The organism is Grimontia celer, assembly GCF_900055185.1.
Classification (GTDB): Bacteria; Pseudomonadota; Gammaproteobacteria; order Enterobacterales; family Vibrionaceae; genus Enterovibrio; species Enterovibrio celer.
The window spans coordinates 25,304-49,438 of the sequence record NZ_FIZX01000008.1 but is presented as its reverse complement, the minus strand read 5'-3'; the positions used below and the strand labels follow the sequence as shown (position 1 = coordinate 49,438).

Annotated in this window: 24 protein-coding genes; 16 read left to right on the top strand and 8 right to left on the bottom strand. The window is 48.3% G+C overall.

Translation table 11 applies throughout. The annotated features are described in order from the left end of the window. Positions 1 to 165: 165 nt before the first annotated feature. Positions 166 to 543, top strand: coding sequence for a DUF3461 family protein (locus tag GCE9029_RS23825; protein ID WP_062667586.1), 378 nt, complete (start codon positions 166 to 168; stop codon positions 541 to 543). A gap of 42 nt (positions 544 to 585) precedes the next feature. On the opposite strand, the gene truC is transcribed toward GCE9029_RS23825, so the two are convergent. Beyond that, on the bottom strand, positions 586 to 1,317 hold the full coding sequence (truC, locus tag GCE9029_RS23820) for a tRNA pseudouridine(65) synthase TruC (RefSeq protein ID WP_062667584.1): 732 nt from the start codon (positions 1,315 to 1,317) through the stop codon (positions 586 to 588). A gap of 11 nt (positions 1,318 to 1,328) precedes the next feature. Beyond that, positions 1,329 to 1,649 (bottom strand): YqcC family protein, encoded by a 321-nt coding sequence (locus GCE9029_RS23815; RefSeq protein ID WP_062667582.1) that lies wholly within the window; start codon positions 1,647 to 1,649, stop codon positions 1,329 to 1,331. 230 nt (positions 1,650 to 1,879) lie between these two features. On the opposite strand from GCE9029_RS23815, the gene GCE9029_RS23810 reads away from it, so the two are divergent. From GCE9029_RS23810 to GCE9029_RS23795, 4 genes are all read left to right on the top strand, one after another. Further along, positions 1,880 to 2,917 (top strand): DUF3549 family protein, encoded by a 1,038-nt coding sequence (locus GCE9029_RS23810; RefSeq protein ID WP_062667581.1) that lies wholly within the window; start codon positions 1,880 to 1,882, stop codon positions 2,915 to 2,917. A gap of 2 nt (positions 2,918 to 2,919) precedes the next feature. Beyond that, positions 2,920 to 3,228 carry a DUF3301 domain-containing protein gene (locus GCE9029_RS23805; protein WP_062667579.1) on the top strand — a complete coding sequence of 103 codons (309 nt, stop codon included), beginning with the start codon at positions 2,920 to 2,922 and terminating at the stop codon, positions 3,226 to 3,228. A gap of 1,667 nt (positions 3,229 to 4,895) precedes the next feature. Beyond that, entirely contained in the window at positions 4,896 to 5,129 is a 234-nt protein-coding gene (locus tag GCE9029_RS23800) for a DUF2789 family protein (RefSeq protein ID WP_062667577.1), read from the top strand. Between the two features lie 57 nt (positions 5,130 to 5,186). Beyond that, positions 5,187 to 5,465 (top strand): DUF5320 domain-containing protein, encoded by a 279-nt coding sequence (locus tag GCE9029_RS23795; RefSeq protein ID WP_062667575.1) that lies wholly within the window; start codon positions 5,187 to 5,189, stop codon positions 5,463 to 5,465. A 16-nt stretch (positions 5,466 to 5,481) separates the two neighbouring features. Here the strand turns inward: GCE9029_RS23795 and GCE9029_RS23790 are convergent, their stop codons facing one another. Both GCE9029_RS23790 and syd read right to left on the bottom strand, forming a co-directional pair. Then, positions 5,482 to 6,255 carry a Zn-ribbon-containing protein gene (locus GCE9029_RS23790; RefSeq protein ID WP_062667572.1) on the bottom strand — a complete coding sequence of 258 codons (774 nt, stop codon included), beginning with the start codon at positions 6,253 to 6,255 and terminating at the stop codon, positions 5,482 to 5,484. A gap of 6 nt (positions 6,256 to 6,261) precedes the next feature. Continuing rightward, positions 6,262 to 6,807 (bottom strand): SecY-interacting protein, encoded by a 546-nt coding sequence (gene syd, locus GCE9029_RS23785; RefSeq protein ID WP_062667571.1) that lies wholly within the window; start codon positions 6,805 to 6,807, stop codon positions 6,262 to 6,264. Between the two features lie 62 nt (positions 6,808 to 6,869). Between syd and queF the strand changes: the two genes are divergently transcribed. The 5 genes from queF to xni all read left to right on the top strand — a co-directional run bounded on the left by queF (position 6,870) and on the right by xni (position 14,167). Continuing rightward, positions 6,870 to 7,715 (top strand): NADPH-dependent 7-cyano-7-deazaguanine reductase QueF, encoded by an 846-nt coding sequence (gene queF / locus GCE9029_RS23780; RefSeq protein WP_062667569.1) that lies wholly within the window; start codon positions 6,870 to 6,872, stop codon positions 7,713 to 7,715. Positions 7,716 to 7,795: 80 nt separating this feature from the next. Continuing rightward, on the top strand, positions 7,796 to 10,066 hold the full coding sequence (locus tag GCE9029_RS23775) for a tetratricopeptide repeat protein (RefSeq protein ID WP_062667567.1): 2,271 nt from the start codon (positions 7,796 to 7,798) through the stop codon (positions 10,064 to 10,066). Positions 10,067 to 10,197: 131 nt separating this feature from the next. Further along, complete coding sequence (locus GCE9029_RS23770) at positions 10,198 to 11,754, top strand: GGDEF domain-containing protein (RefSeq protein WP_062667565.1); 1,557 nt, start codon at positions 10,198 to 10,200, stop codon at positions 11,752 to 11,754. A gap of 208 nt (positions 11,755 to 11,962) precedes the next feature. After that, the gene (gene ppnN / locus GCE9029_RS23765) at positions 11,963 to 13,333 is read left to right on the top strand and encodes a nucleotide 5'-monophosphate nucleosidase PpnN (protein ID WP_062667563.1); all 1,371 of its coding nucleotides are present in this window, start codon (positions 11,963 to 11,965) and stop codon (positions 13,331 to 13,333) included. A gap of 63 nt (positions 13,334 to 13,396) precedes the next feature. Next, positions 13,397 to 14,167, top strand: a complete 771-nt coding sequence (gene xni, locus GCE9029_RS23760; protein WP_062667561.1) for a flap endonuclease Xni — start codon at positions 13,397 to 13,399, stop codon at positions 14,165 to 14,167. A 50-nt stretch (positions 14,168 to 14,217) separates the two neighbouring features. On the opposite strand, the gene rlmM is transcribed toward xni, so the two are convergent. The 4 genes from rlmM to GCE9029_RS23740 are packed head-to-tail and all read right to left on the bottom strand — an operon-like array spanning position 14,218 to position 17,251. After that, positions 14,218 to 15,285, bottom strand: coding sequence for a 23S rRNA (cytidine(2498)-2'-O)-methyltransferase RlmM (rlmM, locus tag GCE9029_RS23755; RefSeq protein WP_062667560.1), 1,068 nt, complete (start codon positions 15,283 to 15,285; stop codon positions 14,218 to 14,220). Positions 15,286 to 15,342: 57 nt separating this feature from the next. After that, complete coding sequence (locus GCE9029_RS23750; RefSeq protein ID WP_062667559.1) at positions 15,343 to 15,717, bottom strand: DUF423 domain-containing protein; 375 nt, start codon at positions 15,715 to 15,717, stop codon at positions 15,343 to 15,345. Further along, positions 15,714 to 16,349, bottom strand: coding sequence for an alpha/beta family hydrolase (locus GCE9029_RS23745; protein WP_062667558.1), 636 nt, complete (start codon positions 16,347 to 16,349; stop codon positions 15,714 to 15,716). Before GCE9029_RS23745 ends, GCE9029_RS23750 begins: the two co-directional genes overlap by 4 nt. Then, positions 16,346 to 17,251 carry a transcriptional regulator GcvA gene (locus GCE9029_RS23740; RefSeq protein ID WP_062667557.1) on the bottom strand — a complete coding sequence of 302 codons (906 nt, stop codon included), beginning with the start codon at positions 17,249 to 17,251 and terminating at the stop codon, positions 16,346 to 16,348. Before GCE9029_RS23740 ends, GCE9029_RS23745 begins: the two co-directional genes overlap by 4 nt. A gap of 383 nt (positions 17,252 to 17,634) precedes the next feature. Between GCE9029_RS23740 and csdA the strand changes: the two genes are divergently transcribed. The 6 genes from csdA (at position 17,635) to phaC (ending at position 24,127) form a co-directional block, all read left to right on the top strand. Beyond that, positions 17,635 to 18,858, top strand: a complete 1,224-nt coding sequence (gene csdA, locus GCE9029_RS23735; RefSeq protein WP_062667555.1) for a cysteine desulfurase CsdA — start codon at positions 17,635 to 17,637, stop codon at positions 18,856 to 18,858. 39 nt (positions 18,859 to 18,897) lie between these two features. Then, positions 18,898 to 19,323 carry a cysteine desulfurase sulfur acceptor subunit CsdE gene (gene csdE, locus GCE9029_RS23730; RefSeq protein ID WP_062667553.1) on the top strand — a complete coding sequence of 142 codons (426 nt, stop codon included), beginning with the start codon at positions 18,898 to 18,900 and terminating at the stop codon, positions 19,321 to 19,323. 551 nt (positions 19,324 to 19,874) lie between these two features. Beyond that, complete coding sequence (locus GCE9029_RS23725) at positions 19,875 to 20,615, top strand: SDR family oxidoreductase (protein WP_062667551.1); 741 nt, start codon at positions 19,875 to 19,877, stop codon at positions 20,613 to 20,615. 16 nt (positions 20,616 to 20,631) lie between these two features. Next, a complete protein-coding gene (locus GCE9029_RS23720; protein ID WP_062667549.1) occupies positions 20,632 to 21,843 on the top strand; it encodes an acetyl-CoA C-acetyltransferase in 1,212 nt (403 codons plus the stop codon). A 48-nt stretch (positions 21,844 to 21,891) separates the two neighbouring features. Further along, complete coding sequence (locus GCE9029_RS23715) at positions 21,892 to 22,239, top strand: phasin family protein (RefSeq protein ID WP_062667540.1); 348 nt, start codon at positions 21,892 to 21,894, stop codon at positions 22,237 to 22,239. A gap of 64 nt (positions 22,240 to 22,303) precedes the next feature. Then, positions 22,304 to 24,127, top strand: a complete 1,824-nt coding sequence (gene phaC, locus GCE9029_RS23710) for a class I poly(R)-hydroxyalkanoic acid synthase (protein ID WP_062667538.1) — start codon at positions 22,304 to 22,306, stop codon at positions 24,125 to 24,127. The last annotated feature ends 8 nt before the right edge of the window (positions 24,128 to 24,135 follow it).

Genomic DNA, 24,135 nt, shown 5'->3' with positions numbered 1-24,135 from the left:
AATAAGAAACTGGAGAATTTCGCTCAGTCAGCATATTGGGCGATCTCGACCACAAGTCTCAGACATTGATCATATCGGTAGTTGGGGCTAGAGAAAGGATGCTGCTAAAGTGAACAGTAAGTGATTGAAACCGTAGTCTGATCTGACGAAATAGAGGGGTAGTTTATGTATCAGAACCTGCAAAACATCGGTATCGAACATCCAGAGAACATCGAACGTTACACCCTGCGTCAGGAAGCTAATTCAGACACGCTGAAGATTTACTTTCACAAAGCCAAAGGTGAATTGTTTGCCAAGAGTGTGAAGTTCAAATACCCACGCCAGCGCAAGAATGTCGTCGTCGACAGTGGTAGCGGTCGCTTCCGCGAAGTCACAGAGATCAACCGCAGCTTGTCATTGGTGGTAGATGAGCTGGATAAGATCGTTCGCCAGGAACAAAGCGAGCAAGACACCAAGAAGAAGATCCTTCGTGACCTTCGCCATCTGGAAAAAGTGGTTGCCAGCAAGATCGCAGAGATCGAAGCCGATCTGGAAAAACTCTAGAAAAAAGGTCTCAGGATATCGGATCCTGAGACCCGCTCTTCCTCAGAGCACTTTGCCCCACCCCAAGCCTTCCAATACCCGTTGCCAAACATCATCTACTTTGGCCTCAATCACCATGTTTTCACCCGTTACCGGATGCTGAAACTCCGTGCGTGACGCATGAAGCAACAATTGGTGGCATTCGAATTCCTGACGAAACAGGCGATTGTGCCTGCCATCACCATGATTCACATCACCCACAATATGATGACTCAAGTGATGCATATGACGGCGTAGCTGATGCTTACGACCGGTATGCGGTTTCATTTCCACTAACGTGTAGCGGCAGCTTTGGTAACGTCCCATTGGGATCGGTAACTCCGCATGAGCAACCGGTCGGTACTCAGTCACCGCCTCTTTGGCTTCAGGCTCAGCAGTGGAAAATTTATCAGCCACCTTATCCAGCTCTTCTTTGAGCGGATAATCCAGTGTTGCGCCCTCTTTGATCCAGCCACGAACAACCGCATGATAGGTTTTGTGAATGTCGCGCCCGGCAAACTTTGGCATCATTTGTGAAGCCATTTCGGAGGATAGCGCGAAAAGCAAAACACCGGAGGTTGGGCGATCCAATCGGTGAAGTGGAAAAACATGCTGACCAATTTGGTCCCGCAGGGTTTGCATCACAAAGCGGGTTTCGCCTTTGTCGAGCCAAGAGCGGTGTACCAACATACCTGAAGGCTTGTTGACGGCAATCAGCCACTCATCACGATAAATTATTTCTAGTTCAGTTTGCATCTTAAAAGCAGTTATTGCGGTGTAAACAGAGCATCAATGTCCATCGAAACACGAGTAATGTCAGCATGCCCTTCCTGACCACGCATGGCTTCTTCCACATAAGGAGCGATAGAGAATGATTCAGGCAAAGGCTGGCCCTGTTGCAACAGGAACGCCATTTTGGGGATAAAAATCCATTGCAGCCATTCAGCACAACTCAAAGTATCAACCGCGAAAGGCTCGACACTTGAAAGAGCCTCGCTCGAGGGAGGCTCACTTTGCCAATGACCATGCACTTCTAGCGTGTCTTTGAGTGCCAACAGCAAGGTACCGACTTTTTCGTGTTTGCTCATAGAAATTGCTCTCTTTTAACCGCTTTTGCGTCCAATGGGTTGAAATCTCTAACTGGCGCAAGCATATCACTAATCAATACCGAACGATCTGAAATCCACATTCTCATCGTTTAATAAGCATTCAGTGAAAAGCGCTGTTACGAATCCCTCGCCGCCAACAGGCGCGAGAATGGTAAACTCAACACAGTTTCACTCTCCGCCAATGAAGGCAACACGAATTAGAAGTCATCATGGAAAATACGCTCTCTCTAAACGCCATATTGAGTCAGGCAAACTGCGAATTTCTGGTATTCGATCTCAGCCGACGCGTCACGCCAATCAGTAATAAAGATTTTGTGGCGATTGAAGAAAACCGCATTGCCTACCCTTTCCCTGCGCAGCAACATGCGCAAATCGGCATCGCTTTCTGGCAACCAAATCAAGCTCCCTGGATTTGGTTTTTAAAAATGCCTTTGGATGAACGTGGCCTTCTCAATCAGGCAGCACTTGGCGATTTCATCCAATATGTGGCGCAAGCCATGGGGGCAACACTGGATAAAACACCGACGGAAGAAGAACAGGAAAAGCTTGCTGCCAATCCGTACACCTTTAATCCGCAAGATGACAAGAAAGCCATATTCCATGCTTTCCTCACCGCTAAGCTGAACCAGCCTGCCAGTCAGTATTATGACCATGCCCAGCATTACACCTCCGGCGAGCTTGGCTGGGAAGAGTGGCAAGGCGTTGGACTTCAGGGAATCGCCGATCTTTGTGCGCGCATGGACAAGCACAATAATCTAACGCGATTGCGTAAGGCGTTATCTAACATGCCACAGCCACCTAAATACGCGCTGCTTGGCTGCCTGGAACATTGTGATATCCCCGAGTCACTGGCAAATCGCCTTGAAGAAGAAATTCAGGCCATGATGTCTGGTGACGAAACCGATCTCTTCCTTCTCACCGCCCATGTACGGGCATTGGCTGGTGCGAAACCGGACGTCGTGCATCGTATCGTTGAAAGTATGCTGGAAACCGAAGAGCTTCGTCATCGCGAGATGTTGATTGCGATTGCAGGGCGTTGCTGGCAGGCATTATCGAATGAATCGCTGTTAGACGCCTTTCTTATCGCCGTTGCTGATCAGAAAGATCAGGCCTTCTTTCAGCAGATGGTGGCGGATTTAGTCATGATCCCAGCACTCCGCCCACAAGTGTTGGGGCTGCTGCATGGCTCTGCCTCTCCAGCTTTGCTTGATGCCGTGAAACAACTTCAACAATCCGTTAAGGCATAAAAATGACAGCAGATCTGTTTTGGATACTACTTATCGCTACTGTTGCCAGCTTGTTCTGGCAACAACGTCGGCAGAGTGAACTGGCGAAAAACTATATCGTTCGTCGATGTCAGCAAACCAATGTACAGTTAATTTCGATTGCGCGGGGCAGCCATTCTTTTGGTTGGCCGAAAGGGCCATTGGATATTCAAACCCGCTATTACTTCGAGTTTTCTGTGAATGGATTGGATTGCTATCAGGGCTATGCTGTGATGAAAGGGATGCGAATCAAAGAGATTTATATGCCGGCGTATCCGGTGTTAGAGGAGTAATACCAATCGTAGTAAATATCTGCTCATCCTAGCTTGTTAAAATGCCCGATAACTGCGTTGAAAAATTCGATTGTAGAATAACTACTTATCGAAATTTTTCGCCTTGTTCTCGAGCATTTTTCCTGCGCTATTTCTGATCACCTACCTACTGTGATTGGTATAATCTTTTTCGTTTTCCAAACGCACAAAAAAGAACGGGCGCGACTTTCGTCGCGCCCTTAAGGTCTTACTTGCAGCTATCCGGCTACGAAATTTGCTCCCTGCATCAATCCTTGATCAGTAGCTGATTCCTTCAGCGTTATCCTTATCTCTCCTTCCTGGAGGTGTCCTTCGGTCTTACCTTGACCCATCGAGCTTTCCCAGTCTCGACTCTCATCCTCATCCTGAGGGTGTCCTTTACTTCGTCCTGAAGTGATTCCTTAAGCCCCCAATCCCGGGTTGTCCTAAGTGTCTTCCTGACCAGCAAACTTCCTGTTTACTGTACGGTTCCTTCCGTGTCCCTAATCCGCTTTCCTTGCTGGTAACACAATCCTTGCATCACCTGCTCTTCCTGAGCTGCCAAGTTCCGTGGCGTTAGTTCCTGTTCCGTGTGTCAGTATCCTTCCGACAACGCAAAGATTACGCGAACCAATTTCCAAAACAACCAACCCCAAAGTGATTAAACTCACACTTTTATACAGAGTCAGATGAGAAATTCATATCCAATTGTTTTTAAAGGAATTAAAAAATTTAACTTTCTGGAAATCTTACTTTAAAACAGCGCATTCCCACGCCCTTGTAAGAGATCTCTCACAAGCTTGTAAGTCATCACCACGGAATAAACATGCTGTGCTGTAAAGCATAATTGAGAAAGATCAGTATATATCTCTAGATTGTTATCAGGATGTAGTCAAAGCCACGAGCGAGAAGATAAAAGAGAAGAAGATCCTGAGGTGGGAATACGACGAGGTTTTCTCGTCTGGCATTTTATAAATGCACAAAAAAGAGCGGGCGCGACTTTCGTCGCGCCCTTAAGGTCTTACTTGCAGCTATCCGGCTACGAAATTTGCTCCCTGCATCAATCCTTGATCAGTAGCTGATTCCTTCAGCGTTATCCTTATCTCTCCTTCCTGGAGGTGTCCTTCGGTCTTACCTTGACCCATCGAGCTTTCCCAGTCTCGACTCTCATCCTCATCCTGAGGGTGTCCTTTACTTCGTCCTGAAGTGATTCCTTAAGCCCCCAATCCCGGGTTGTCCTAAGTGTCTTCCTGACCAGCAAACTTCCTGTTTACTGTACGGTTCCTTCCGTGTCCCTAATCCGCTTTCCTTGCTGGTAATACAATCCTTGCATCACCTGCTCTTCCTGAGCTGCCAAGTTCCGTGGCGTTAGTTCCTGTTCCGTGTGTCAGTATCCTTCCGACAACGCAAAGACTACGCGAACCAATTTCCTAAACAACCCACCCAAACCGGACTGCAGTCACAAATTTAATCCCCCAGCGAAACAGCAACCATAAGGTATTGTTTTAATTTTACTTTATGAAAAACAGAAAGACTTTTCCTCGAGAGAAAACAGGATAGTCCTACCTATTTGTAAGAGATCTCTCACAAGCGATTGAGACGGAATTGAGCACGAGCTTCTATACTTTCGAAACACTTAAAAAGTCGTTGAGCCTATGGAGGAAACATTGATGGAAGTGTTTAACCACAATCTTGAAAACCTGTTTCAGCAGCTAGGGCTCCCCTCTGATAGAGAAGCTATCAGCTCCTTTATTGCTGATCACCATTTAGAATCAGGTGAGAATCTAACATCTGCCGCTTTTTGGTCTGCGAGTCAAAAACAGTTTCTAGAAGAGGCCAGATTGCAGGATGCCGATTGGGTTGAGCAAATTGATACTCTCGATACTTTATTGCGTAAGGACTGAAGTTGCGGTATTCATTGCCCTCTCCACGGATTTTGAATAGATGTTAGGGAAGAGACAATGAGTACAGATTTTACCCCTTTGCTTGAGCAAGCCATTCAATCTTTGTTGAGTGAGGGGAAAGAGCCGACTGTCGCGTTAATTAAAAGCCGTCTTGCCAGCCCGGTACCTATGCCGCTAATTATCAGCGCGCTTCAGCGTTGGAAGAAAAGCGGCACAGTGCCAAAAGTCGAGCTGGTGAAAAAAGAAGACGATTCGGAAGCCCGCATTAAAGACTTAGAAGATCAGGTGAAAGCGTTGACAGAACGTCTTGCAGCCCTCGAGCAACGCCTTCCTTAAGTGGGTTAAAGCGGGATTACTGAAAATCCCACGATAAGTTCGACACCAACCGACAATCGTCGCATTTGAAGTGGAATACATCGTGCAGTGGCGACTCAAGTAACCAGTCGCCGCCACATTTCGGGCATTTCCGAGCCAATTCCGATTCCGCATCCTTCCCACCAACACGGTACTGATAGTAGTAGGTGGGCACTTTGGTCAGATATTCGATACGTCCGCGAATATCCCAGCCTTTTCGGAACAGTAAACTCTCCGCATCCTGAATTTCTGCCAGCGCCGCATGTTCGGCTTTGAAAGCCCCAGCCATCTGAATTTCATCACACGCCTGCCATTCGGTTTGCCACTTTACTTCCGCTTTATGGTCACCATTGAAGGTGGCTGGAATGCGGTAAAGTGGGATTGGCAGTAAGGTTTCACCGCAGCGCAACGGTGAACAGGTATGAACATAAGTGGTGTACATCACCTGCCAGCTACGCTCAATCTCTGGCGCACTCTCTTCAGAATTGATATCACGCCCCAACACCTTCACCTTGGGTGACAAAAGACTCGCATCCGCCAGTTGGTTCAACTTCTGTTTAACCTGTGGGCTGTTGTTCTTAGGGTTCAGGCTATCTTTTTCAGGACAAACTGCTCGGACATGAAATTGCCCATCGCCCAGTACCATCGGAAACTCGCGCCCCAATACCTGACCATTGTAGCGAAGAACATCCATCAGCCCATTTACTGCGCGGTCTACTGCAGAAATTGTTGTATCGTCGAAGCACTCGAACGTCAGCTCAACCACATACATAGACGGCTACACCTCAGGCTCAAGTTGCTCAAGAAACGCTTCAATATTAGGTGCCAGCACCATTCGCTGCTTGGTACCAATACGTTCCTTAATCACTTCACCGCTGACGTTACAAATAGAGATCACGTCCAGCTCATCATCTGTCGCAGCAATAAAAATGGTCGGGTTATGCTTGAGGCGCTTTTGCATCAGAAGATGGCCCAGCATGTTCTCTTGAAGTCTCGGTAAATCTTCTTCACTCCACACCTGAATGATTTCGAGTGAATGTCCATCAAATCTTGCCGCCATGTCTCCACAATACTGACCCGCATAGAACGACTTAATATCCTCATGCAGAGAAATACCAATACCATCTTCCACATTGGAGAAGTCGGCCAGCTCTTCACGTTGAATCGGTTGCCAAATCACCACCTCGTCAGTTTCCTGCACCACACATGGCGATTCCAGATCAAGATACGCATCGCTTTGTGGCTTAGAACCGTGTTTCTGATGCCAGGCGTCCACAAAGCGCTCACTGAAAGACCAAAGCGCACGGGAGACAGAGTGATTCATTAGCAAGATTCCTCAAGATTCAGTAAACTTTGCGCATTCTAATCGATCCGTGGCAAAACCGTATGAGCAAATATCAAGATGCAAAAGAACTTGCTGGCCTGACGTTGGGTCAGAAAACGGACTATCAGGAGCATTATGCCCCTGAGCTGCTGCAACCCGTACCACGAAGCCTTAACCGCGATGACCTTGATTTAGGCGACTCGCTGCCATTCACCGGGTACGATATCTGGACGCTCTACGAACTGTCTTGGTTGAACAAAAAAGGGCTGCCACAGGTGGCAATTGGTGAAGTTCGCCTACCGGCTACCACGCCAAACCTGATTGAATCCAAATCCTTCAAGCTTTACCTGAACAGTTTCAATCAAACCAAATTTGAAAGCTGGCAAGAGGTAGTGGACGTGCTGGCGAAAGATTTGTCCGCGTGCGCAGGTGCTGACGTGGATGTCACCCTGTCTCCACTGGAAGAATTTACCAATACACCAGTGATCGCTTTTGGCGGTGAGAACATCGACGAGCAAGACATTGAAATCGACAGCTATGAGTTTGACTCATCACTGCTCGAAGGCGCGGCCGACGGCCCAGAGGTCACTGAAACCCTAAACAGTAATCTGCTGAAGTCTAACTGTCTTATCACCAGCCAGCCTGACTGGGGCTCAGTACGTATTGCTTATAAAGGTAAACGCATTAACCGCGAAAAACTGCTGCGCTACATTGTGTCATTCCGTCGCCACAATGAATTCCATGAGCAGTGTGTTGAGCGTATCTTCATTGATCTGATGAAGTACTGCCAGCCAGAACTCTTAACTGTTTATGCACGCTACACCCGCCGCGGTGGCCTCGACATCAACCCATATCGTACTAACATGGGTAAAACGCCAAGCGAAAACAATCGTCTGGCGCGCCAATAACCCTATCTACAGGCTCTGACATCAGAGCCTGTTTTTTCTTTAGTCAGGTCAGTTGACCCAAGGAACGAAAATACTCAGCCATGCGATTCTTGTCAGCCGCACTGCTCTCCTGCTCTTTGCTTTTCGCCGCTTTTGCCGATGCGAGGCTTTATTCCACGCCCATTCTTGCAGAAGCTGAAGCGCTGATCCCGACTGCACCGGAAAAGGCTCTCGAAGTCACTGAGCGCTACCTGTTGCAGCGACGACTGGCAGAAACCTCTAACCGACCACATAGCAACAACGAATCAGACCGCTCGATTCGCACACCATTGAACACGGTGCATGCTTACCTCATCACCGCCAAGGCGCATAGTGCTTTGGGAAACCATGACGCAGCTTGGGAAGCGTTAGGTAAAGCCAAAAACATGGTCGAAGAAAACGGCATGAAGCATGCGAAGCTTGAAATCATGCTAACGCAGGCAACCATTCTTTACTATTTGGATGACAAGCCTGATGACGCAGTGGCGATGCTCAACACCCTTCTCGAAAACATTGCCTCTATCAGTGGCCCACGTCCGTCCAGCATCGATCGGCTCGACTTCGAAGCCAAGCTGTTAAACGCCATCATCACTACCGAGGATGAAACAGAAGCCGATAGTTTGGCGCAGTTTACTGAAGTAGAAAAAGCGCTGGGTAATCAACCGAATATCGAACAGAAAGTCCGCTACCAGATTGCTGTTGGTAATTATTACTTGAGCATTGAGTCTTATGAGCGTGCGCTCTCTGATCTTCTGAGCGCTTACTGGCTTGCCAGCGAGAATGACTTTGCCGCACAAATTGCCAGTGCCAGCCTGTCGTTGACCAAGCTCTATAAGCAGCAAGGTGCGATGGACAAAGCGTTGCAACACGCCAACCAGGCTGCGGAGTTTTATGAGCGCTATGACCTGAACCGCGGATTATCAGAAACCCAAACTCTTCTGGCAAATATCTACAGTCAACAAGGCCGCTACAACTTTGCCTTGGTGCATTATTTCAATGCCCTTGATATTGAGAATATGCTGTCGCGTGCAACCAACATTGCAAACATCAATGTCTCCATCGCCCGCACTTACCTCAAGTTGCTGCGCTACACCCAAGCCGATGAATACGTCACCCGTGCAATTGGTGTGGCGCGAAACCATGAGCTCGCCCTTCCACTCGCGCAAGCCCTGTTGCTCAAAGGTGAACTGGCTATTCTGGAGAAAGAGCCGGATGTGGCCATAGATGCTTTAAAACAAGCCATGCAAAACGCAGAAGCGCTCAAGAATCGGATACTCATGCTTGAATGCCTTGCACGTTTGTCGCAGGCGTATGAGCAAAAAGGCGACTTCAAACAAGCGCTGAATATCCAGCGTCGCTTTGACCTTCTCGATAAACGTAACGAAAGCCACAAGCAAATTCAGGAAGCAGAATCATTCAAACACCGCCAACGGGTGATTGAACGCCAGCTGCAACTTGAAGACATGCAGCGTAAACAGGCTGCAGATGAAGAAGTCATCGTCGAGCAAAAGAAAATCAATCTCTTCCTGATTGGCAGCCTCGCGGTCCTCATACTCATATTGGTGCTAAGACATCGAGCGGCCAGCTTGCGTCAACATCAAGTCGAAGACCTACAAAAAGAGCTGTATACCCACCCAAGAAGTGGGCTAAGAAACCTGCGAATGTTGAACGATAGGCTCTCCAACTCGCTGGCCAAAAGCAGTGCCCACTTTGAGCAGTGGTACCTGGGCGAAATGATCCATGAGCCGATGAGCGACAAACTCAGCTTTGCCATGTTTGAAGTGCCTTTTCTAAAAGTTGTGTACCTGCAACATGGCTATCATCAGGGTCTGGAACTGGAGCGCAAGCTTGGCGATTACCTGCAATCCCATATCGAGAAACCCGCGCGTCTTTATCACTTCTCTGACGCCATGTTCATCTACATTGAGCCGAATGCCGAAACACTGAATGAGCCGGAGAAACTGGCAGGGAAAATTCAGTCGCTAATTGATGATTTTGTCCAGGAAAGCAGACTGGAAGACGTCGATGACCGCCTTCGTATCGGAATGGCAGATTACCCCTTTCTACCCCGTGCATTTACGTCAATTAACGACAAAGAACTTATCGATATCCTACTGATGGCAACGAGTGCAGCGCGACAGGCAAGTAAATTGGAACACACCAGTCACTGGGTACATTTAAGCGCCATAGATTCCACCCCAGCGGCCTGTTTTGCTGACAATAATGTCCGCCAAGCCTGCTTGGACGGCATCAATACTGGCCTTATCAAGGTCAAAACTTCGGCACTCAGTGGAATTAACTGGCAGACGGTTCACGAATCTGATAAAAACTGACGCCAATCTATTGATAGCCCTAGTAATAAACCGTTATAGCTAACCGTTGCACACGTGTGGTAGTGAAATAACAGCTTCAATTGCAGACTTTTTTTGCGCTGCATTGGAGATTGGAGATGTAGTCGCGTTTTATGTCCAACTTCTCGTCAGATGACGATGTCATCCTATTGAAAGAAAAGTTGCAGCATTCTCAGCTGGTTTTCCGTGATTTAGCTCTTAAATCGCGGCGCGAAGCGACGATCCTGAAACGTCTCATCTCACGATTGATAGCGGCCTCACAAGTCCATGATGACAAGGTTCTCAACGAGCGCCTCTCACAAATCCGACGCGAGCTTGACACTCAGGAAGATGTCAGTAGATTGATACCGCAGCTCGCATTGGTAGAGAGAATGGTTAACAGACACAATCAGGCAACGGAACGTGCCAAAGACTCACTGGAATGCCAATTCCAGCAAAGCGGGGAAACGCTCAAATGTCTGCCCGGCCTGCCTGCGCAGTTAAAACGCGACCTTCGAAACCTGTTAACCAGTCCTGCCGCCGAACAGAAAGGCAGCACAGAGAAAATAGTTGCATTGCTTCAGCTTTATGAGCGCGCGCTTAAATTACTTTCTCTTCCATCTAACGGCCTTAGCGCTCGCGATCTCCTCAATATCGACCGCATTAACCAGCTTTGTAGTGAGCTCCAACACCTGATCACCGAACTCGACTTTGATGGCGAAGTTGGCGACCGTCTGTTGGATATCCGTAGCCGTTTGTTGCTGTCACCGGATGCGCAAACTCTTCTTGAACTGACCCTCGAATCTGTCCAATTGATTCTTGATGGCACGCGCAATGAGCGCAAAGCGTCTCAAGCGTTTCTCTCGCAGCTCAATGAAGATTTGTCGATTCTGCAGCGCCACAATGGCCGCTCTATCGACAGCTCTCAGGCCATTGCGACTCAACGCAGCTCATTGAATGAAGAATTAGCGGCATCAGTCGATTCAATCCACACCCATCTTCAGGATGCAGAGTCACTGGAAGAATTACGTCCTAACCTGTCTCAAGTCGCAGTTAATCTCGCTTCTCTGGTAGCCCGTAACCGTGAGCTGGAAGAACGTGAGCAACAGTTAATGGAACAGCTACAGCACAATGAGCAGAAGCTCGAAGCGCTGTACCAACAGACAATGGATTACCGTCGCCGTCTTGGCGATCAGGAACGTAAACTGCTTCTTGATCCACTCACGAAGGTTTACAACCGCGCCGCCCTTGATGACCGTCTGGAGCATGAGTACCGTTGTTGGATTCGCTACCAAACTCCTTTTTGTCTCGCGATGATCGATATCGACCACTTCAAGAGCGTAAACGATCAGTATGGCCATTTAGTGGGTGATAAAGTGTTGAAGGTCGTTGCGCGCACTATCCACCAATGTCTGCGCGACACTGATTTTATCGCCCGCTTCGGTGGTGAAGAGTTCGTAATACTGTTACCAGACGCAGATGAAGAAACCCGCAAAGCACTGTTGAACAATGTGCGTGAAACGGTTTCACGTCTGCCGTTCAAATTTAAAGACACCCGATTGACCATCACGGTTTCTATCGGTGCCAGTCTGTTTAAAGACAACGACAATACTGTGGATGTGCTGGAGCGAGCTGACAATGCGCTTTACAACGCCAAACACAACGGCCGCAACAAGCTGGTCTGGGCTTAACCCTTAAGCAATCAATCACCTACCCCCTTTCTTACCCTACAGCGTTTTGGTTTTTTAATGCCTGAACTGGCTAAACCGCTTTTCTGTGTGTATGGTTAATTAACACACTGATTTTTAAACCATTGAAAATAAATTCTGATAAAAACGAAATGGTGTCACCTACACCCTCCCTCTAATACAGTGTGCTTTCTCTACACAGGAGGTGATTATGATCACTCACATCAGCCCAGTCGGGGCAATGGATCTTCTTTCCCAGCTTGAAGTAGACAGACTAAAAGATACTGCTAAAAGCGACCTCTATCGTTTGTATCGCAACTGTTCGTTGGCGGTACTCAACTCCGGCAGCCACACTGACAGTTCTAAAGAGCTGCTGGAAAAATATAAATCGTTTGACATCCGTGTCATGCGCCGTGAACGTGGTGTAAAACTTGAATTGATAAACCCACCTGAACACGCATTTGTCGACGGCCGAATCATCCGTGGTATTCAGGAGCATATGTTCTCCGTGCTGCGCGATATCATTCACGTCAATGTGCAGCTGGAACACGCTAAGGTCTTCAACCTGACTAACTCCAGCCACGTAACAAACCTGATATTCGACATCCTGCGAAATGCAAAAACCTTGGTACCCGGCAAAGACCCAAATCTGGTGGTCTGTTGGGGCGGTCACTCCATCAATGCGACCGAATACCAATACACCCGCGAAGTCGGCCATGAGCTTGGCCTGCGCGAACTGAATATCTGTACCGGTTGTGGACCGGGTGCAATGGAAGGCCCAATGAAAGGTGCCGCAATTGGGCACGCGAAACAACGCGTGACTGGCAGCCGATTCCTTGGCTTGACCGAGCCATCGATCATCGCCGCTGAGCCGCCAAACCCGATTGTGAATGAGCTGGTCATCCTTCCTGATATTGAAAAACGTCTGGAAGCCTTTGTGCGTGTCGGTCACGGCATCATTATCTTCCCGGGGGGCGCGGGTACCGCAGAAGAACTGCTTTATCTATTGGGTATCTTGATGCACCCAGATAACGTCAACCAGCCCATGCCTGTGGTACTGACTGGCCCGAAAGAGAGTGAAAATTACTTCCGCGTCATTGATGATTTTATCCGTGATGTGATTGGTGAAGAAGCCACGAAATACTACGAGATTGTGATTGGCGATCCGGCAAAAGCTGCGCGTATTATCAAACAAGGTATGCCTGCGGTGAAAGAACACCGCCAGTCAACGGGTGATGCCTACTCGTTTAACTGGTCACTGAAAATTGCGCCTGAATTCCAACTGCCGTTCGAACCGACCCATGAAAACATGGCAAACCTCGACCTGCACATGAACCAGCGTCCGGAACTTCTGGCTTCCGCACTTCGCCAAGCCTTCTCAGGCATTGTTGCTGGTAACGTGAAAGAAGAAGGTATTAGGGAAATTGAGCGCAATGGTCCATTCAAAATCAATGGCGATGTCGTCCTGATGAAGAAGATGGATAAACTGTTACGAGGCTTTGTCGAACAGCAGCGTATGAAACTGCCTGGTTCAGAATATATTCCCTGTTACGAGATCGTTCAGGGCTCTGATGGGCGATAGGCTTTCATTTATCTCTCAAGCAATTAGAATGGCCCCAACGGGCCATTTTTATTTGGGTAATCCATGTCAATTCACCTTGTCGTCATTGATGCCATGAACCTCATCCGCCGGGTGCACGCTGCGCAGCCAGATCCGGAAGATATCGCCTCGACGATCCAAGTCTGCAACCGCGCATTGACCAAGATTATCCGCTCTTCAGAGCCCACCCACATTGTCGCTGTGTTCGATCATACTGAGCAGGACAGAGGCTGGCGCGCAGAACTGGTTCCGGAGTACAAGCTGGGTCGAAAGCCCATGCCTGAAGCCCTGCAAGCTGGACTGGATAAAATTCAGGATGCGCTTTGGGATATGGGTATTGATTCGCTGCTTTCGTCCGGCGACGAAGCCGACGACATGATTGCCACTCTCGCTATCAAAGTCGCCAGCAGAGATGGTCAGGTTACAATCGTTTCCACCGACAAAGGCTATTGCCAGTTACTACAACCAACGCTGCGCATACGCGATTATTTCCAGCAGCGCTGGCTCGACAGTCCGTTTATTGAAAAAGAGTTTGCCGTTCAGCCTCAACAACTGACTGATTACTGGGGGCTGACAGGTATTAGTTCAAGCGGCGTATCAGGCGTGCCGGGTATTGGCCCGAAAACGGCGTCGACCCTACTGCAACGCTACGGTACTTTGGAGCAACTATATGCAGCAGAAGATGTTGAGCCTAAATGGCAGAAAAAGCTGGAAGGCACAAAAGAACTGGCACTTCGTTGCAAGCAGGTGGCAACACTAAAAACGGACATAACTTTGGGTTTTAACCTTCAGGATATCCGCTACACCGCTCCCTAACTCTTGCAAAGCCCAAATGTAAAGAAGGCAGCCGATTGGCTGCCTTCTTGTTATTTCAATACACGAATATGAACCGTGATTTCTTCTCGGTCATGATAAAGATGCTTTGCCTGCATCTCGAATTTCAGGCCGTTTTCAATCAGAAACTTTTTCAGATTCTGCAGATCGTCTTTCACCTGCTCAAAACGGCGATTCATTGGCAATTTCAGGTTAAAGATAGTTTCTTTCGCCCAGCCTTCAATCAGCCACTCACCCATCAGTTGTGCAACCCGGTAAGGCTTTTCAATCATGTCGCACACTAACCAGGTCACGTTTTTACGCGGCGGCTCGAACTTAAAGCCGTCGGCAGCATGGTATTTCACCTGACCGGTTTCCATGAGGCTTTCCGCCATCGCGCCGTTATCAACAGCGTGAACGAACATAGAGCGCTTCACCAGTTGATACGTCCAGCCACCCGGACAAGCACCAAGATCAACCGCCCACATTCCCGGTGCCAATCGTTCATCCCATTCATCTCGCGGAATAAAAGCATGAAAGGCTTCTTCAAGCTTCAGTGTTGAACGGCTTGGCGCATCGGCTGGGAACTTCAGGCGATGAATACCCATATAGTGAGGTGAGTTGTTGTTCGACAGTGAGTATCCGACGAAACAGCAGCCCGGCGCAGTGAAACACACATGCAGCACCGGTTTTTTCGGGTTGTCTTTTGCCAGCAATACACCGCGTTTACGCAATGCCTGACGCAATGGCACGGTGAATTTTCGGCAGAATTTCAGCAGCTCTTTCGCTTGCGCTGTATCCGGCGTTTCCACGCGGATATCACCACATTTTGGCAGTTCACCGCCAAGCGCCAGAATCGGTGAAATACGGTCACCCGGATCCAAATCATTCAGGGTATCCACAACCGCAATCATCTGACGCGCAAAAATCAGTGAGGTCAGCGGCAACGTCTGAAGCAGTTTTTCTGCATCGCCTTGCTGGTAACACTCAAACAGCACGTAGCCAGTGTTCTTTTCCACACGTGGGAAACCATACACTTCGACTCCTGTCGCTTTGTCCTGAATCTCACCCGCACACTCTTTTTCAAAGCCCTGGCGGCAATACAATAAAATCTGGTTCATCTCGGGCCTGCTACCTATAAAAATGACGCGACATTATGATGAAGCAAGGTGCTGAACTCAAGCTTTGCGCCAGAGAGAGACTGCCGCGAGTAACCAACCAACCAAAAAGCAAGTGCCTCCCAGCGGAGTAATAGGCCAAAGCCATCGCCAATCTGTCAGCGCCAAGCCATACAAACTACCACTAAAGCAGAGAATTCCTACCACAATAAACCCACACGCAATGGAGAGCAGACGCTGTGGCTGAGTTCGATACCAAAGCCCGAGAGCGAGCAATGCCAGTGCATGCCAGAACTGATACTGAACACCCTTCTCAATGATAGAGAGCTCATAAGCGGGAAGCTGCGCTTTTAAGGCGTGAGCCGCAAATGCGCCAAGCGCAACCGCAATACCAGCAAACACACAACCAAGCGAGGCATATTGACGACCATTCATTGGCACACCTCTTTGATAAACGCCGCAATATGATCAGCTGCCATCTGACGGTTACCGGTTTCGGTGTGACCCGATGCTTTTCGCGGTTTGAAACTGTGATCCCCATCTGGAATGAACGTGAGAGTGACCTTATCTGACAATCGATAGCCTTCCAGTTCAGCACGGTTACCAAAGGTGTCTCGCTCCCCTTGCAAGATCAGCGTGGAAAGTGACAAATCGGCAAGATGCTCACCCTTGTCTTTTTCTGGCTTACCTGGCGGGTGAAAAGGAAAGCCCAGACAGGCTATGCCTTTTAGTCCCTCGACATCAGCAAGGTGGCTCGCCATTCGTCCCCCCATGGATTTTCCGCCAATGACCGTCTTCTCTGTACGATATTCAGCAATCACTTCTTTAAATGCTTCCAGTAGTTTAGGCGCACGATCTGGCGGGCGTTTCTTACCATCCTCAGCGCGTTTGACCATGTAAGGAAAATTGAAACGCACGACACGAATGCCGTGATCAGCAATCATCTCTGCCACTTCCGCCATGAAATCATGTTCCATGCCAGCTCCGGCACCATGGGCAAAAATAAAAGTATGCTCGGCAGATACTGGGCCATCAATCAACACACGCTGTTCTGAAAATTCACTCATGAAGATATACTCTCCTGTTCGGCAGCAGCTTTCGCCAATACCCATTCCCTAAATGCAGCGATACGGCCTGAATCCGCATCTTTTTGTTGGCTGACGAGATAAAACGCATTCTTACTCATTAAGAAATGCTCAAACGGACATACCAGTCTGCCAGATTCCAACTCTGGCTGCGCGAGTACATTGTTACTCAATGCGATGCCCTGCCCCAGTGCCGCAGCCTGAAGCACCATGGTGGAATGACTAAAAATCGGGCCATAGTTTAGATTAATGTCACTAATCTGATAGTACTTAGCGTAAGTCTTCCAATCCTTTCTTGTTCTGTCATGAAGTAAAGTATGATGCTTCAAATCTTCTAGACTATGGAGTGGCTTAGGCCCATTGAGTACTGCAGGGCTGCACACTGGCAGCAGAAACTCCGGATAAAGCTCGTCGCAGCGCAGTCCTGGCCAATTCCCTCTCCCGTAGTAAATTGCCACATCAACATCGTCAGTCAGCGAACCATCTTCCATGTCTACCGCTTTAATGCGCACATCAATCTCTGGGTGTTGCTGGTTAAAGTCCGCCAGGCGAGGTACCAGCCACTGAATCGCAAAACTTGGCGGCAGACTGATAGTCAGCGCTCCTTTCGCACCACGTTCCAGCACTCTGTCTGTGGCATCAGCCAAAGAGGTAAATATATCCTTGATATCAAGAAAATAACTTTGACCTTCTTCCGTCAAAAGTAGCGAGCGATTACGGCGTCGAAACAGCTTTAAACCAAGAAATTCTTCCAGTGCTTTTATCTGATGACTCACCGCAGCCTGAGTCACAAACAGCTCCTCAGCGGCGCGGGTAAAACTTAGATGGCGGGCAGCTGCTTCAAAAACGCGGAGCGAATTGAGAGGGGGGAGACGTCGGGCCATAGTGCGTCCTTAATGAATAAGTTTTTCTAATGAACAGTATTATAAAATGTCGATTGTTCTGGCTCTAGAGAAAACCTATAGTTTGCGCGCACCACGGGATTATCGTTCCCTACGTACGACAAGTTTTGTGGTTGCGATGTTGTGTTTGCATATTTCGGCACCGCCGAAATTCGGTAGAGACATCTACCTTTCATACTTGCTGTATTTTTTGAATCCTATCAATCAAAAAATTTGTCGTAGCACTGAGCAAATTGCCCGGTGCTTTTTTTTGCCTTTCGTTTCGTCCTGAAACCATTTCACATCCATTACTTTCTCTTGAGTTAATATTACGAAAAAGCGATCATTCGCCTCCATTACTGAGTCAGTGAAGTGAAATCAAAATCATGACCAACCGCCCTTTTGACGTAGATACCATCCGACGCGATTTTCCATCGCTGGATCAGCATATCCATAGCCAGCCACTTGTTTATCTGGACAGTGCTGCCACGTCTCAAAAACCACGGGCGGTGATCGAGAGCATTAGCCAATACTATTCCGGTGCCAATGCCAATGTGCATCGTGGTTCTCACTCACTGACAGCATCAGCAACCAACCGCTTTGAAGCGGCGCGCCAGACTGTCGCTGACTTCCTGAATGCCCCCGTCGAAGGCATTGTCTGGACGCGTGGTGCAACAGAAGCACTCAATCTGATTGCACAGACCTACGCCCGGCAAAACCTTCAACCTGGCGATGAGATCATCGTGACTGAAATGGAACACCACGCCAACATCGTTCCCTGGCAGATAGTGGCAGAGCAAACCGGTGCAAACGTGGTTAAGTGGCCAGTTAACCCGGAGACTTGTCAGTTAGAACTGGCTGAACTGGATAACCTGCTGACGTCTAGAACACGAATGCTGTGCATTGCGCATATCAGCAACGTCACAGGTACAAGAAATCCCGTTGAAGCGGTCATTGAGAAAGCCCATTTGGCAGGCGCAATTGTGGTGGTTGATGGCGCGCAGGCCGTGGTGCATGAGAACGTTGATGTGACAACCATGAATGCCGACTTCTATGTTTTCTCTGGTCACAAGCTGTTTGCGCCTGCTGGGATCGGTGCACTTTATGGCAGGCCTTCCCTGCTGGAAACGATGCCACCGTGGCACGGCGGGGGAAAAATGGTAGAGAAAGTCAGTTTTTCCGGCACCCAGTATGCGGAATCTCCAGCGAAGTTTGAGGCAGGCACTCCCAATGTCGCAGGTGCCATTTCACTGGGGGAAGCTATTCACTGGCTGGCCAACATTGACCATAAAGGGGCAGAAGCGCATATTGCAGCGCTGCAGAACCAGCTGGTCGAAGGTATCCAAAATATCGAAGATCTGCGCATCATCGGGTTACAACACGGAGCCAGTGTCGTTGCATTCACCGTCGATGGCGTCCATCACTCCGACATCGCCACCTTACTGGATCAACAGGGTATTGCGGTGCGTTCTGGACATCACTGTGCCCATCCATTGATGGATGCACTTGGCATTAATGGTTGTGTGCGTATTTCTATTGCCCTATACAACACCGAAGACGACATATCACGCTGCGTCGCCGCCATTCAGAAAGCCTGTGATTTGCTTTAAAATATCGACAGTCTTTTTCGCTAACCATTGAGTTAACCCATGACAAACATATTGCCATCACATCCATTTGGCTCTGACATTTCTACTGATGACATTTTGAATCAGATGTTGAAATGTAGAAGCTGGGAAGATAAATACCGTCTGGTTATTCAGATGGGAAAAAAGCTACCAACCATGGATGAAACATTAAAAGCCGACAGTATTTCCGTACCTGGATGTGAAAGCAAAGTTTGGCTTACATGGAAAAATTGCGAGGGAGTCTACTTTTTCTCTGCTGATTCCGACGCAAGAATTGTTAAAGGATTGTTAGCGATAATTCTTGCTGCTGTCGAAAGAAAGTCCAAAGAAGATATTCTTTCATTTGATTTCGAGAGCTACCTGGAAGCAATGGATCTTCTCGGCCATATCAGCCAATCCCGAAGCAATGGTGTCCACGCCATCATTAATCAGCTAAAAGCCTTATAGAACCTGACCTACAGCGGTGTTTTCGCTACAAATTCACCGCTTTATCTGACCACTTTACCGTACAGGTGACACTTTAAACCTGAGAGGTCGGTCAATTATTCTATGTTTGCATTTGCAGAGTCAGAAGTTTCTTTCTTAAATTCATTTGGTGCATTTTTGAGCAGTAAAAATACCTATTTAACGCATCAATAAATGGTGAACAAAATAAGAAAATTGCTTATTAAACACAATTCCCACCCTAATAGATCCAAATAAAAACCATAAATTAACATCACGTTAACTTATGGTGTTTTGTTGTAGATCAAGATCTTGTTTCTATAATTCTCCCCTAATTCCTTTTGCCTTACTCATAAGATTGTATATCTTTAATTCCGGTGGTCATAAAACCATCACACATAATAATTATTCTAAATTCGAGACTAGATGAGTTTCCATAGTCTCAACCCTTACGCGCTAAAACTAAAAAATTACAGGTGCCTGTATTTTTGGATAACCAAATGCAGTTACAGGGGTCAAAGTTCAATTGCTTGTTGTTAAGAATGGAGTCAACAATGAAGAAACTCGCGCTCATCACCGGTTCAAAAGGTGGTATCGGCTCGGCGATCACTGAAAAATTGGTAAGTCAGGGCTATCGCGTGATTGCTACCTACTTCACCGGGAACCTTCAGTGTGCTGAGGAGTGGTTTGAAGAGAAGAAATTCGATTCAGATCAGGTACGCTTATTTGAACTTGATGTGACCAACACAGCTGAATGTGCAGAGCGTCTCCCCAAGCTTCTTGAAGAAGAAGGCACTATCGACGTTATCATCAATAACGCGGGTATCACCCGAGATGGTCTTTTCAAGAAAATGGCGGCAGATAACTGGCACGCTGTTATCGATACCAATCTCAATAGCCTTTTCAACGTAACCCAACCTCTCTTTGCTGCTATGTGCGAGAAAGGCGGTGGCCGCGTGGTCAATATCTCATCTGTTAACGGCCTGAAAGGTCAGTTTGGTCAAACCAACTACGCAGCTGCAAAAGCAGGCATGATTGGCTTCACCAAGTCTCTGGCGTTTGAAGGTGCAAGATACGGTGTGACCGCTAACGTCGTTGCCCCTGGCTACACAGCAACCCCAATGGTAGAAGCTATGCGCGATGAAGTGCTGGAATCTATCAAAAGTGAGATTCCAATGAAGCGACTGGCTCGTCCGGAAGAAATTGCAGATGCAGTCGCGTATCTTGCTAGTGATGCAGGTGCTTACATCACCGGGGAAACGCTGTCGGTCAACGGCGGCTTGTACATGAACTAATTGGGAAAGGTTACACATGGAAAAAGTGTATATTGTCGCGGCTAAGCGTACCGCGATCGGTGCATTCACAGGTTCTCTGAAAGATGTTCCAGCAGGTAAGCTGGCGGCATCTGCAATCAAAGGTGCTCTGGAAGCAGGTAATGTTGCCCCAGACGCCATCAATGAAGTTATTCTCGGCAACGTGGTCAGTGCAGGTCAAGGCATGGGCATTGGCCGTCAGGCTGCCATTTATGCGGGCTTACCAGAAACCGTTCCAGCTTATGCCATCAATATGGTTTGTGGCAGCGGCATGAAAGCGGTCATGGATGCGGTTGCACACATTCGCTGCGGCGACGCAGAAGTGGTTGTGGCAGCTGGTGTCGAGAACATGTCTCAAATCCCGTTCGCAGCGTCAGGCTCCCTGCGCGGCGGACAAAAAATGGGCGATATCGGCCTCAAAGATCTTCTGATCAACGATGGCCTGACAGACGTCTACAACCAATATCACATGGGCGTTACTGCTGAGAACGTTGCTGAACTCGTTGGCCTAAGTCGCGAGCAACAAGACGCGTATGCACAGCAGAGCCAACAAAAGGCCGTTGCTGCTGTAGAAGCGGGTCGTTTCAAAAATGAAATCGTTCCGGTTGAAATACAACAACGTCGCCAAACCGTCATTTTCGATACCGATGAATACCCTAAAGCAGACTGCACGCAAGAAGGTCTGGCGAAACTTCGCCCTGCCTTTAATCGCGAAGGCACAGTTACTGCGGGTAACGCATCAGGTCTAAACGACGGTGCCAGCGCTGTGATCGTGGCCTCTGAAGCTGCGGTTCAACGCCTTGGTTTGAAACCGTTGGCTGAAATCACCAGCTATGCGCAAGTTGGGTTAGATCCAAAAATCATGGGCCTTGGCCCTGTAGGTGCAGTAACAGAAGCTCTGAAAAAAGCAGAGTTATCTATTTCCGACGTGGATCTGTTTGAGCTCAACGAAGCCTTCGCTGCTCAGGCTCTGGGTGTTGTTCACCAATTGGCGGACACACACAGTGTAAGCACTGACAGCATTTTGGAGAAGGCGAACGTCAATGGTGGCGCAATCGCATTGGGTCACCCACTCGGAGCATCAGGTAACCGCGTGTTGGTTTCACTGATTCATGAGTTGGAAAAACGCGAAGGCACATATGGTGTTGCTTCGCTTTGCATCGGCGGCGGCATGGGTACGGCAGTTGTCGTGAAACGTGCTGATAGCTAAGAACGTTAAACCCCCTTGGATCTAATTAATACACTTAGGAGAAACACCATGTACACCGATATGTTTAAAGCATTCTCTGAGCAAACTGAAAAAACTCTGGCACCTTACGTTAAGTTCAACAAACTGGTTGCTAAGAACGTTGAAACTCTGACTGAACTTCAATTGAGCGCAGTAAAAACTTACAGCGAAATGGGTCTGGCACAAGTTAAAGCAGCTAGTGAAGTCACTGACGTAACTTCTATGACTGCATACAGCAGCCAACAACTGGCAGCGCTGACTAAACTGTCTCAGCAAATGATGGATGACAGCACCAAGCTGCAATCTATCGCGAAGGAGTTCAAGGACGATCTGGAACAACTGACTACTGAAAACCTGAAAGCTGCTCAACCAGCTTAATTTTAGGTAGACCCGCCCTCTCGCTGCAGAGGGCGGTGTTGTTTCCGATCAAGAGGGTTTACACATGTATCAGAACTTCTTCTCGGACTACCTTGTAAAACTCCAAGAGAGTAACCAGCAATGGTGGAAGGATCTTGAGCAAGGCAAGGCAGCCGTAAACACCCCCCTGAACAAAGCCATACAAGAGCAGAGTCTCGAAGACACCGCAAAACTTCTTGAGGGTGCTGCAAATCAACCTGCCGCGATGCTGCAAATTCAAATGCAGTGGTGGGAACAGCAAATGCAAATCTGGCAAAACGTTGCGCTTGCGGCAAACAATGAAGAAATTGTGACGCCGGAAAAAGACGACAAACGTTTCCAGGACAAGGGCTGGCAGGATGAAGTGTTCTACAACTTCATCAAGCAATCATATCTTCTGTTTGGTCGCACCTATCTGGAAACCATCAATGCGGTGGAAGGACTGGACGAAAAAGCGAAAGAGCGTCTGAATTTCTTCTCTCGTCAGGCTATTAATGCCATGTCACCAAGCAACTTCGTGGGTACTAACCCTGAGCTGCTTAAGCTGACTATGGAGAAAAACGGCGAGAATCTGGTGAAAGGACTGCAAAGCCTGCAAGAAGATATCGAGTCCAGCTCTGATATCCTCAAGGTACGCATGACCAACAACAACGCTTTCCGTATTGGTGAAGATATCGCCAATACACAAGGCGATGTCGTGTTCCAGAACGAACTGTTTGAGCTGATTCAGTACCGTCCTTTGACTAAAACTGTCAACGCGACACCACTTCTTATCGTGCCACCGTTCATCAACAAGTACTACATCCTTGATCTTCGTGAGAAGAACTCGATGGTGCGCTGGTTGGTCGAACAAGGCCACACTGTGTTTATGATGTCTTGGCGCAACCCTGGTGTTGAGCAGAAAGACGTTGAATTCGGTGACTATGTGACAGAAGGCGTGGTGAAAGCAGTGTCTGCGATTGAAGACATTACCGGTCAATCGCAAATCAACGCCGCTGGCTACTGCATCGGTGGTACCGTGCTGGCATCGACCATCGCGTACTACGCCGCGAAACGCATGAAAGCCCGCATCAAGTCTGCGTCTTTCTTTACTACGCTCCTCGACTTCGGTCAGCCAGGTGAAGTAGGTGCTTACATCAACGATAGCGTGATCAGTGCGATTGAGCTGCAAAACACGGCTCGCGGTTACATGGATGGCCGCTCATTGAGCGTCACCTTTAGCCTGCTGCGCGAAAACAGCCTGTACTGGAACTACTACATCGATAACTACCTCAAGGGCAACAGCCCGGTAGATTTCGATCTTCTGTACTGGAACAGTGACAGCACCAACGTAGCAGCAGCGACGCATAACTTTATGCTTCGTGAGCTGTACCTGAACAACAAGCTGGTTCAGGACAAAGGCGTTAAAGTGGGTGGCGTTTGGATTGATTTGAACAAGATCAAAATCCCGACCTATTTCATCTCAACCAAAGAAGACCACATTGCACTTTGGCAAGGGACTTACCGCGGCGCACTGAATGTGGGCGGCAACAAGACCTTTGTATTGGGTGAGTCAGGCCACATTGCTGGTATCGTGAACCACCCTGCGAAAGGTAAATATGGTTATTGGGTAAACAGCGAGCTGAGTGAATCTGCTGACGATTGGTTTGAGTCTGCCGATCACAACTCAGGTTCGTGGTGGACTCATTGGGATGAATGGCTTTCCGCTTACAATCCGAAGGAAAAGATCGAGCCGTATGCACAAGGTTCAGAGAACTTCCCAGTACTCGGTGTTGCACCAGGTAACTACGTGAAGCAAGTGCTTCCGATTCAACCTGAAGCAGAAGCAAAGCCAGCAGCGAAAAAGCCCCGCGCTAAAGCTGATGCTTAAACGCTAGA

Coding starts and splice junctions, on each gene's coding strand:
- GCE9029_RS23825 (WP_062667586.1), top strand. CDS start 166: ATGTATCAGAACCTGCAAAACATCGGTATCGAACATCCAGAGAACATC.
- truC (WP_062667584.1), bottom strand. CDS start 1,317: ATGCAAACTGAACTAGAAATAATTTATCGTGATGAGTGGCTGATTGCC.
- GCE9029_RS23815 (WP_062667582.1), bottom strand. CDS start 1,649: ATGAGCAAACACGAAAAAGTCGGTACCTTGCTGTTGGCACTCAAAGAC.
- GCE9029_RS23810 (WP_062667581.1), top strand. CDS start 1,880: ATGGAAAATACGCTCTCTCTAAACGCCATATTGAGTCAGGCAAACTGC.
- GCE9029_RS23805 (WP_062667579.1), top strand. CDS start 2,920: ATGACAGCAGATCTGTTTTGGATACTACTTATCGCTACTGTTGCCAGC.
- GCE9029_RS23800 (WP_062667577.1), top strand. CDS start 4,896: ATGGAAGTGTTTAACCACAATCTTGAAAACCTGTTTCAGCAGCTAGGG.
- GCE9029_RS23795 (WP_062667575.1), top strand. CDS start 5,187: ATGAGTACAGATTTTACCCCTTTGCTTGAGCAAGCCATTCAATCTTTG.
- GCE9029_RS23790 (WP_062667572.1), bottom strand. CDS start 6,255: ATGTATGTGGTTGAGCTGACGTTCGAGTGCTTCGACGATACAACAATT.
- syd (WP_062667571.1), bottom strand. CDS start 6,807: ATGAATCACTCTGTCTCCCGTGCGCTTTGGTCTTTCAGTGAGCGCTTT.
- queF (WP_062667569.1), top strand. CDS start 6,870: ATGAGCAAATATCAAGATGCAAAAGAACTTGCTGGCCTGACGTTGGGT.
- GCE9029_RS23775 (WP_062667567.1), top strand. CDS start 7,796: ATGCGATTCTTGTCAGCCGCACTGCTCTCCTGCTCTTTGCTTTTCGCC.
- GCE9029_RS23770 (WP_062667565.1), top strand. CDS start 10,198: ATGTCCAACTTCTCGTCAGATGACGATGTCATCCTATTGAAAGAAAAG.
- ppnN (WP_062667563.1), top strand. CDS start 11,963: ATGATCACTCACATCAGCCCAGTCGGGGCAATGGATCTTCTTTCCCAG.
- xni (WP_062667561.1), top strand. CDS start 13,397: ATGTCAATTCACCTTGTCGTCATTGATGCCATGAACCTCATCCGCCGG.
- rlmM (WP_062667560.1), bottom strand. CDS start 15,285: ATGAACCAGATTTTATTGTATTGCCGCCAGGGCTTTGAAAAAGAGTGT.
- GCE9029_RS23750 (WP_062667559.1), bottom strand. CDS start 15,717: ATGAATGGTCGTCAATATGCCTCGCTTGGTTGTGTGTTTGCTGGTATT.
- GCE9029_RS23745 (WP_062667558.1), bottom strand. CDS start 16,349: ATGAGTGAATTTTCAGAACAGCGTGTGTTGATTGATGGCCCAGTATCT.
- GCE9029_RS23740 (WP_062667557.1), bottom strand. CDS start 17,251: ATGGCCCGACGTCTCCCCCCTCTCAATTCGCTCCGCGTTTTTGAAGCA.
- csdA (WP_062667555.1), top strand. CDS start 17,635: ATGACCAACCGCCCTTTTGACGTAGATACCATCCGACGCGATTTTCCA.
- csdE (WP_062667553.1), top strand. CDS start 18,898: ATGACAAACATATTGCCATCACATCCATTTGGCTCTGACATTTCTACT.
- GCE9029_RS23725 (WP_062667551.1), top strand. CDS start 19,875: ATGAAGAAACTCGCGCTCATCACCGGTTCAAAAGGTGGTATCGGCTCG.
- GCE9029_RS23720 (WP_062667549.1), top strand. CDS start 20,632: ATGGAAAAAGTGTATATTGTCGCGGCTAAGCGTACCGCGATCGGTGCA.
- GCE9029_RS23715 (WP_062667540.1), top strand. CDS start 21,892: ATGTACACCGATATGTTTAAAGCATTCTCTGAGCAAACTGAAAAAACT.
- phaC (WP_062667538.1), top strand. CDS start 22,304: ATGTATCAGAACTTCTTCTCGGACTACCTTGTAAAACTCCAAGAGAGT.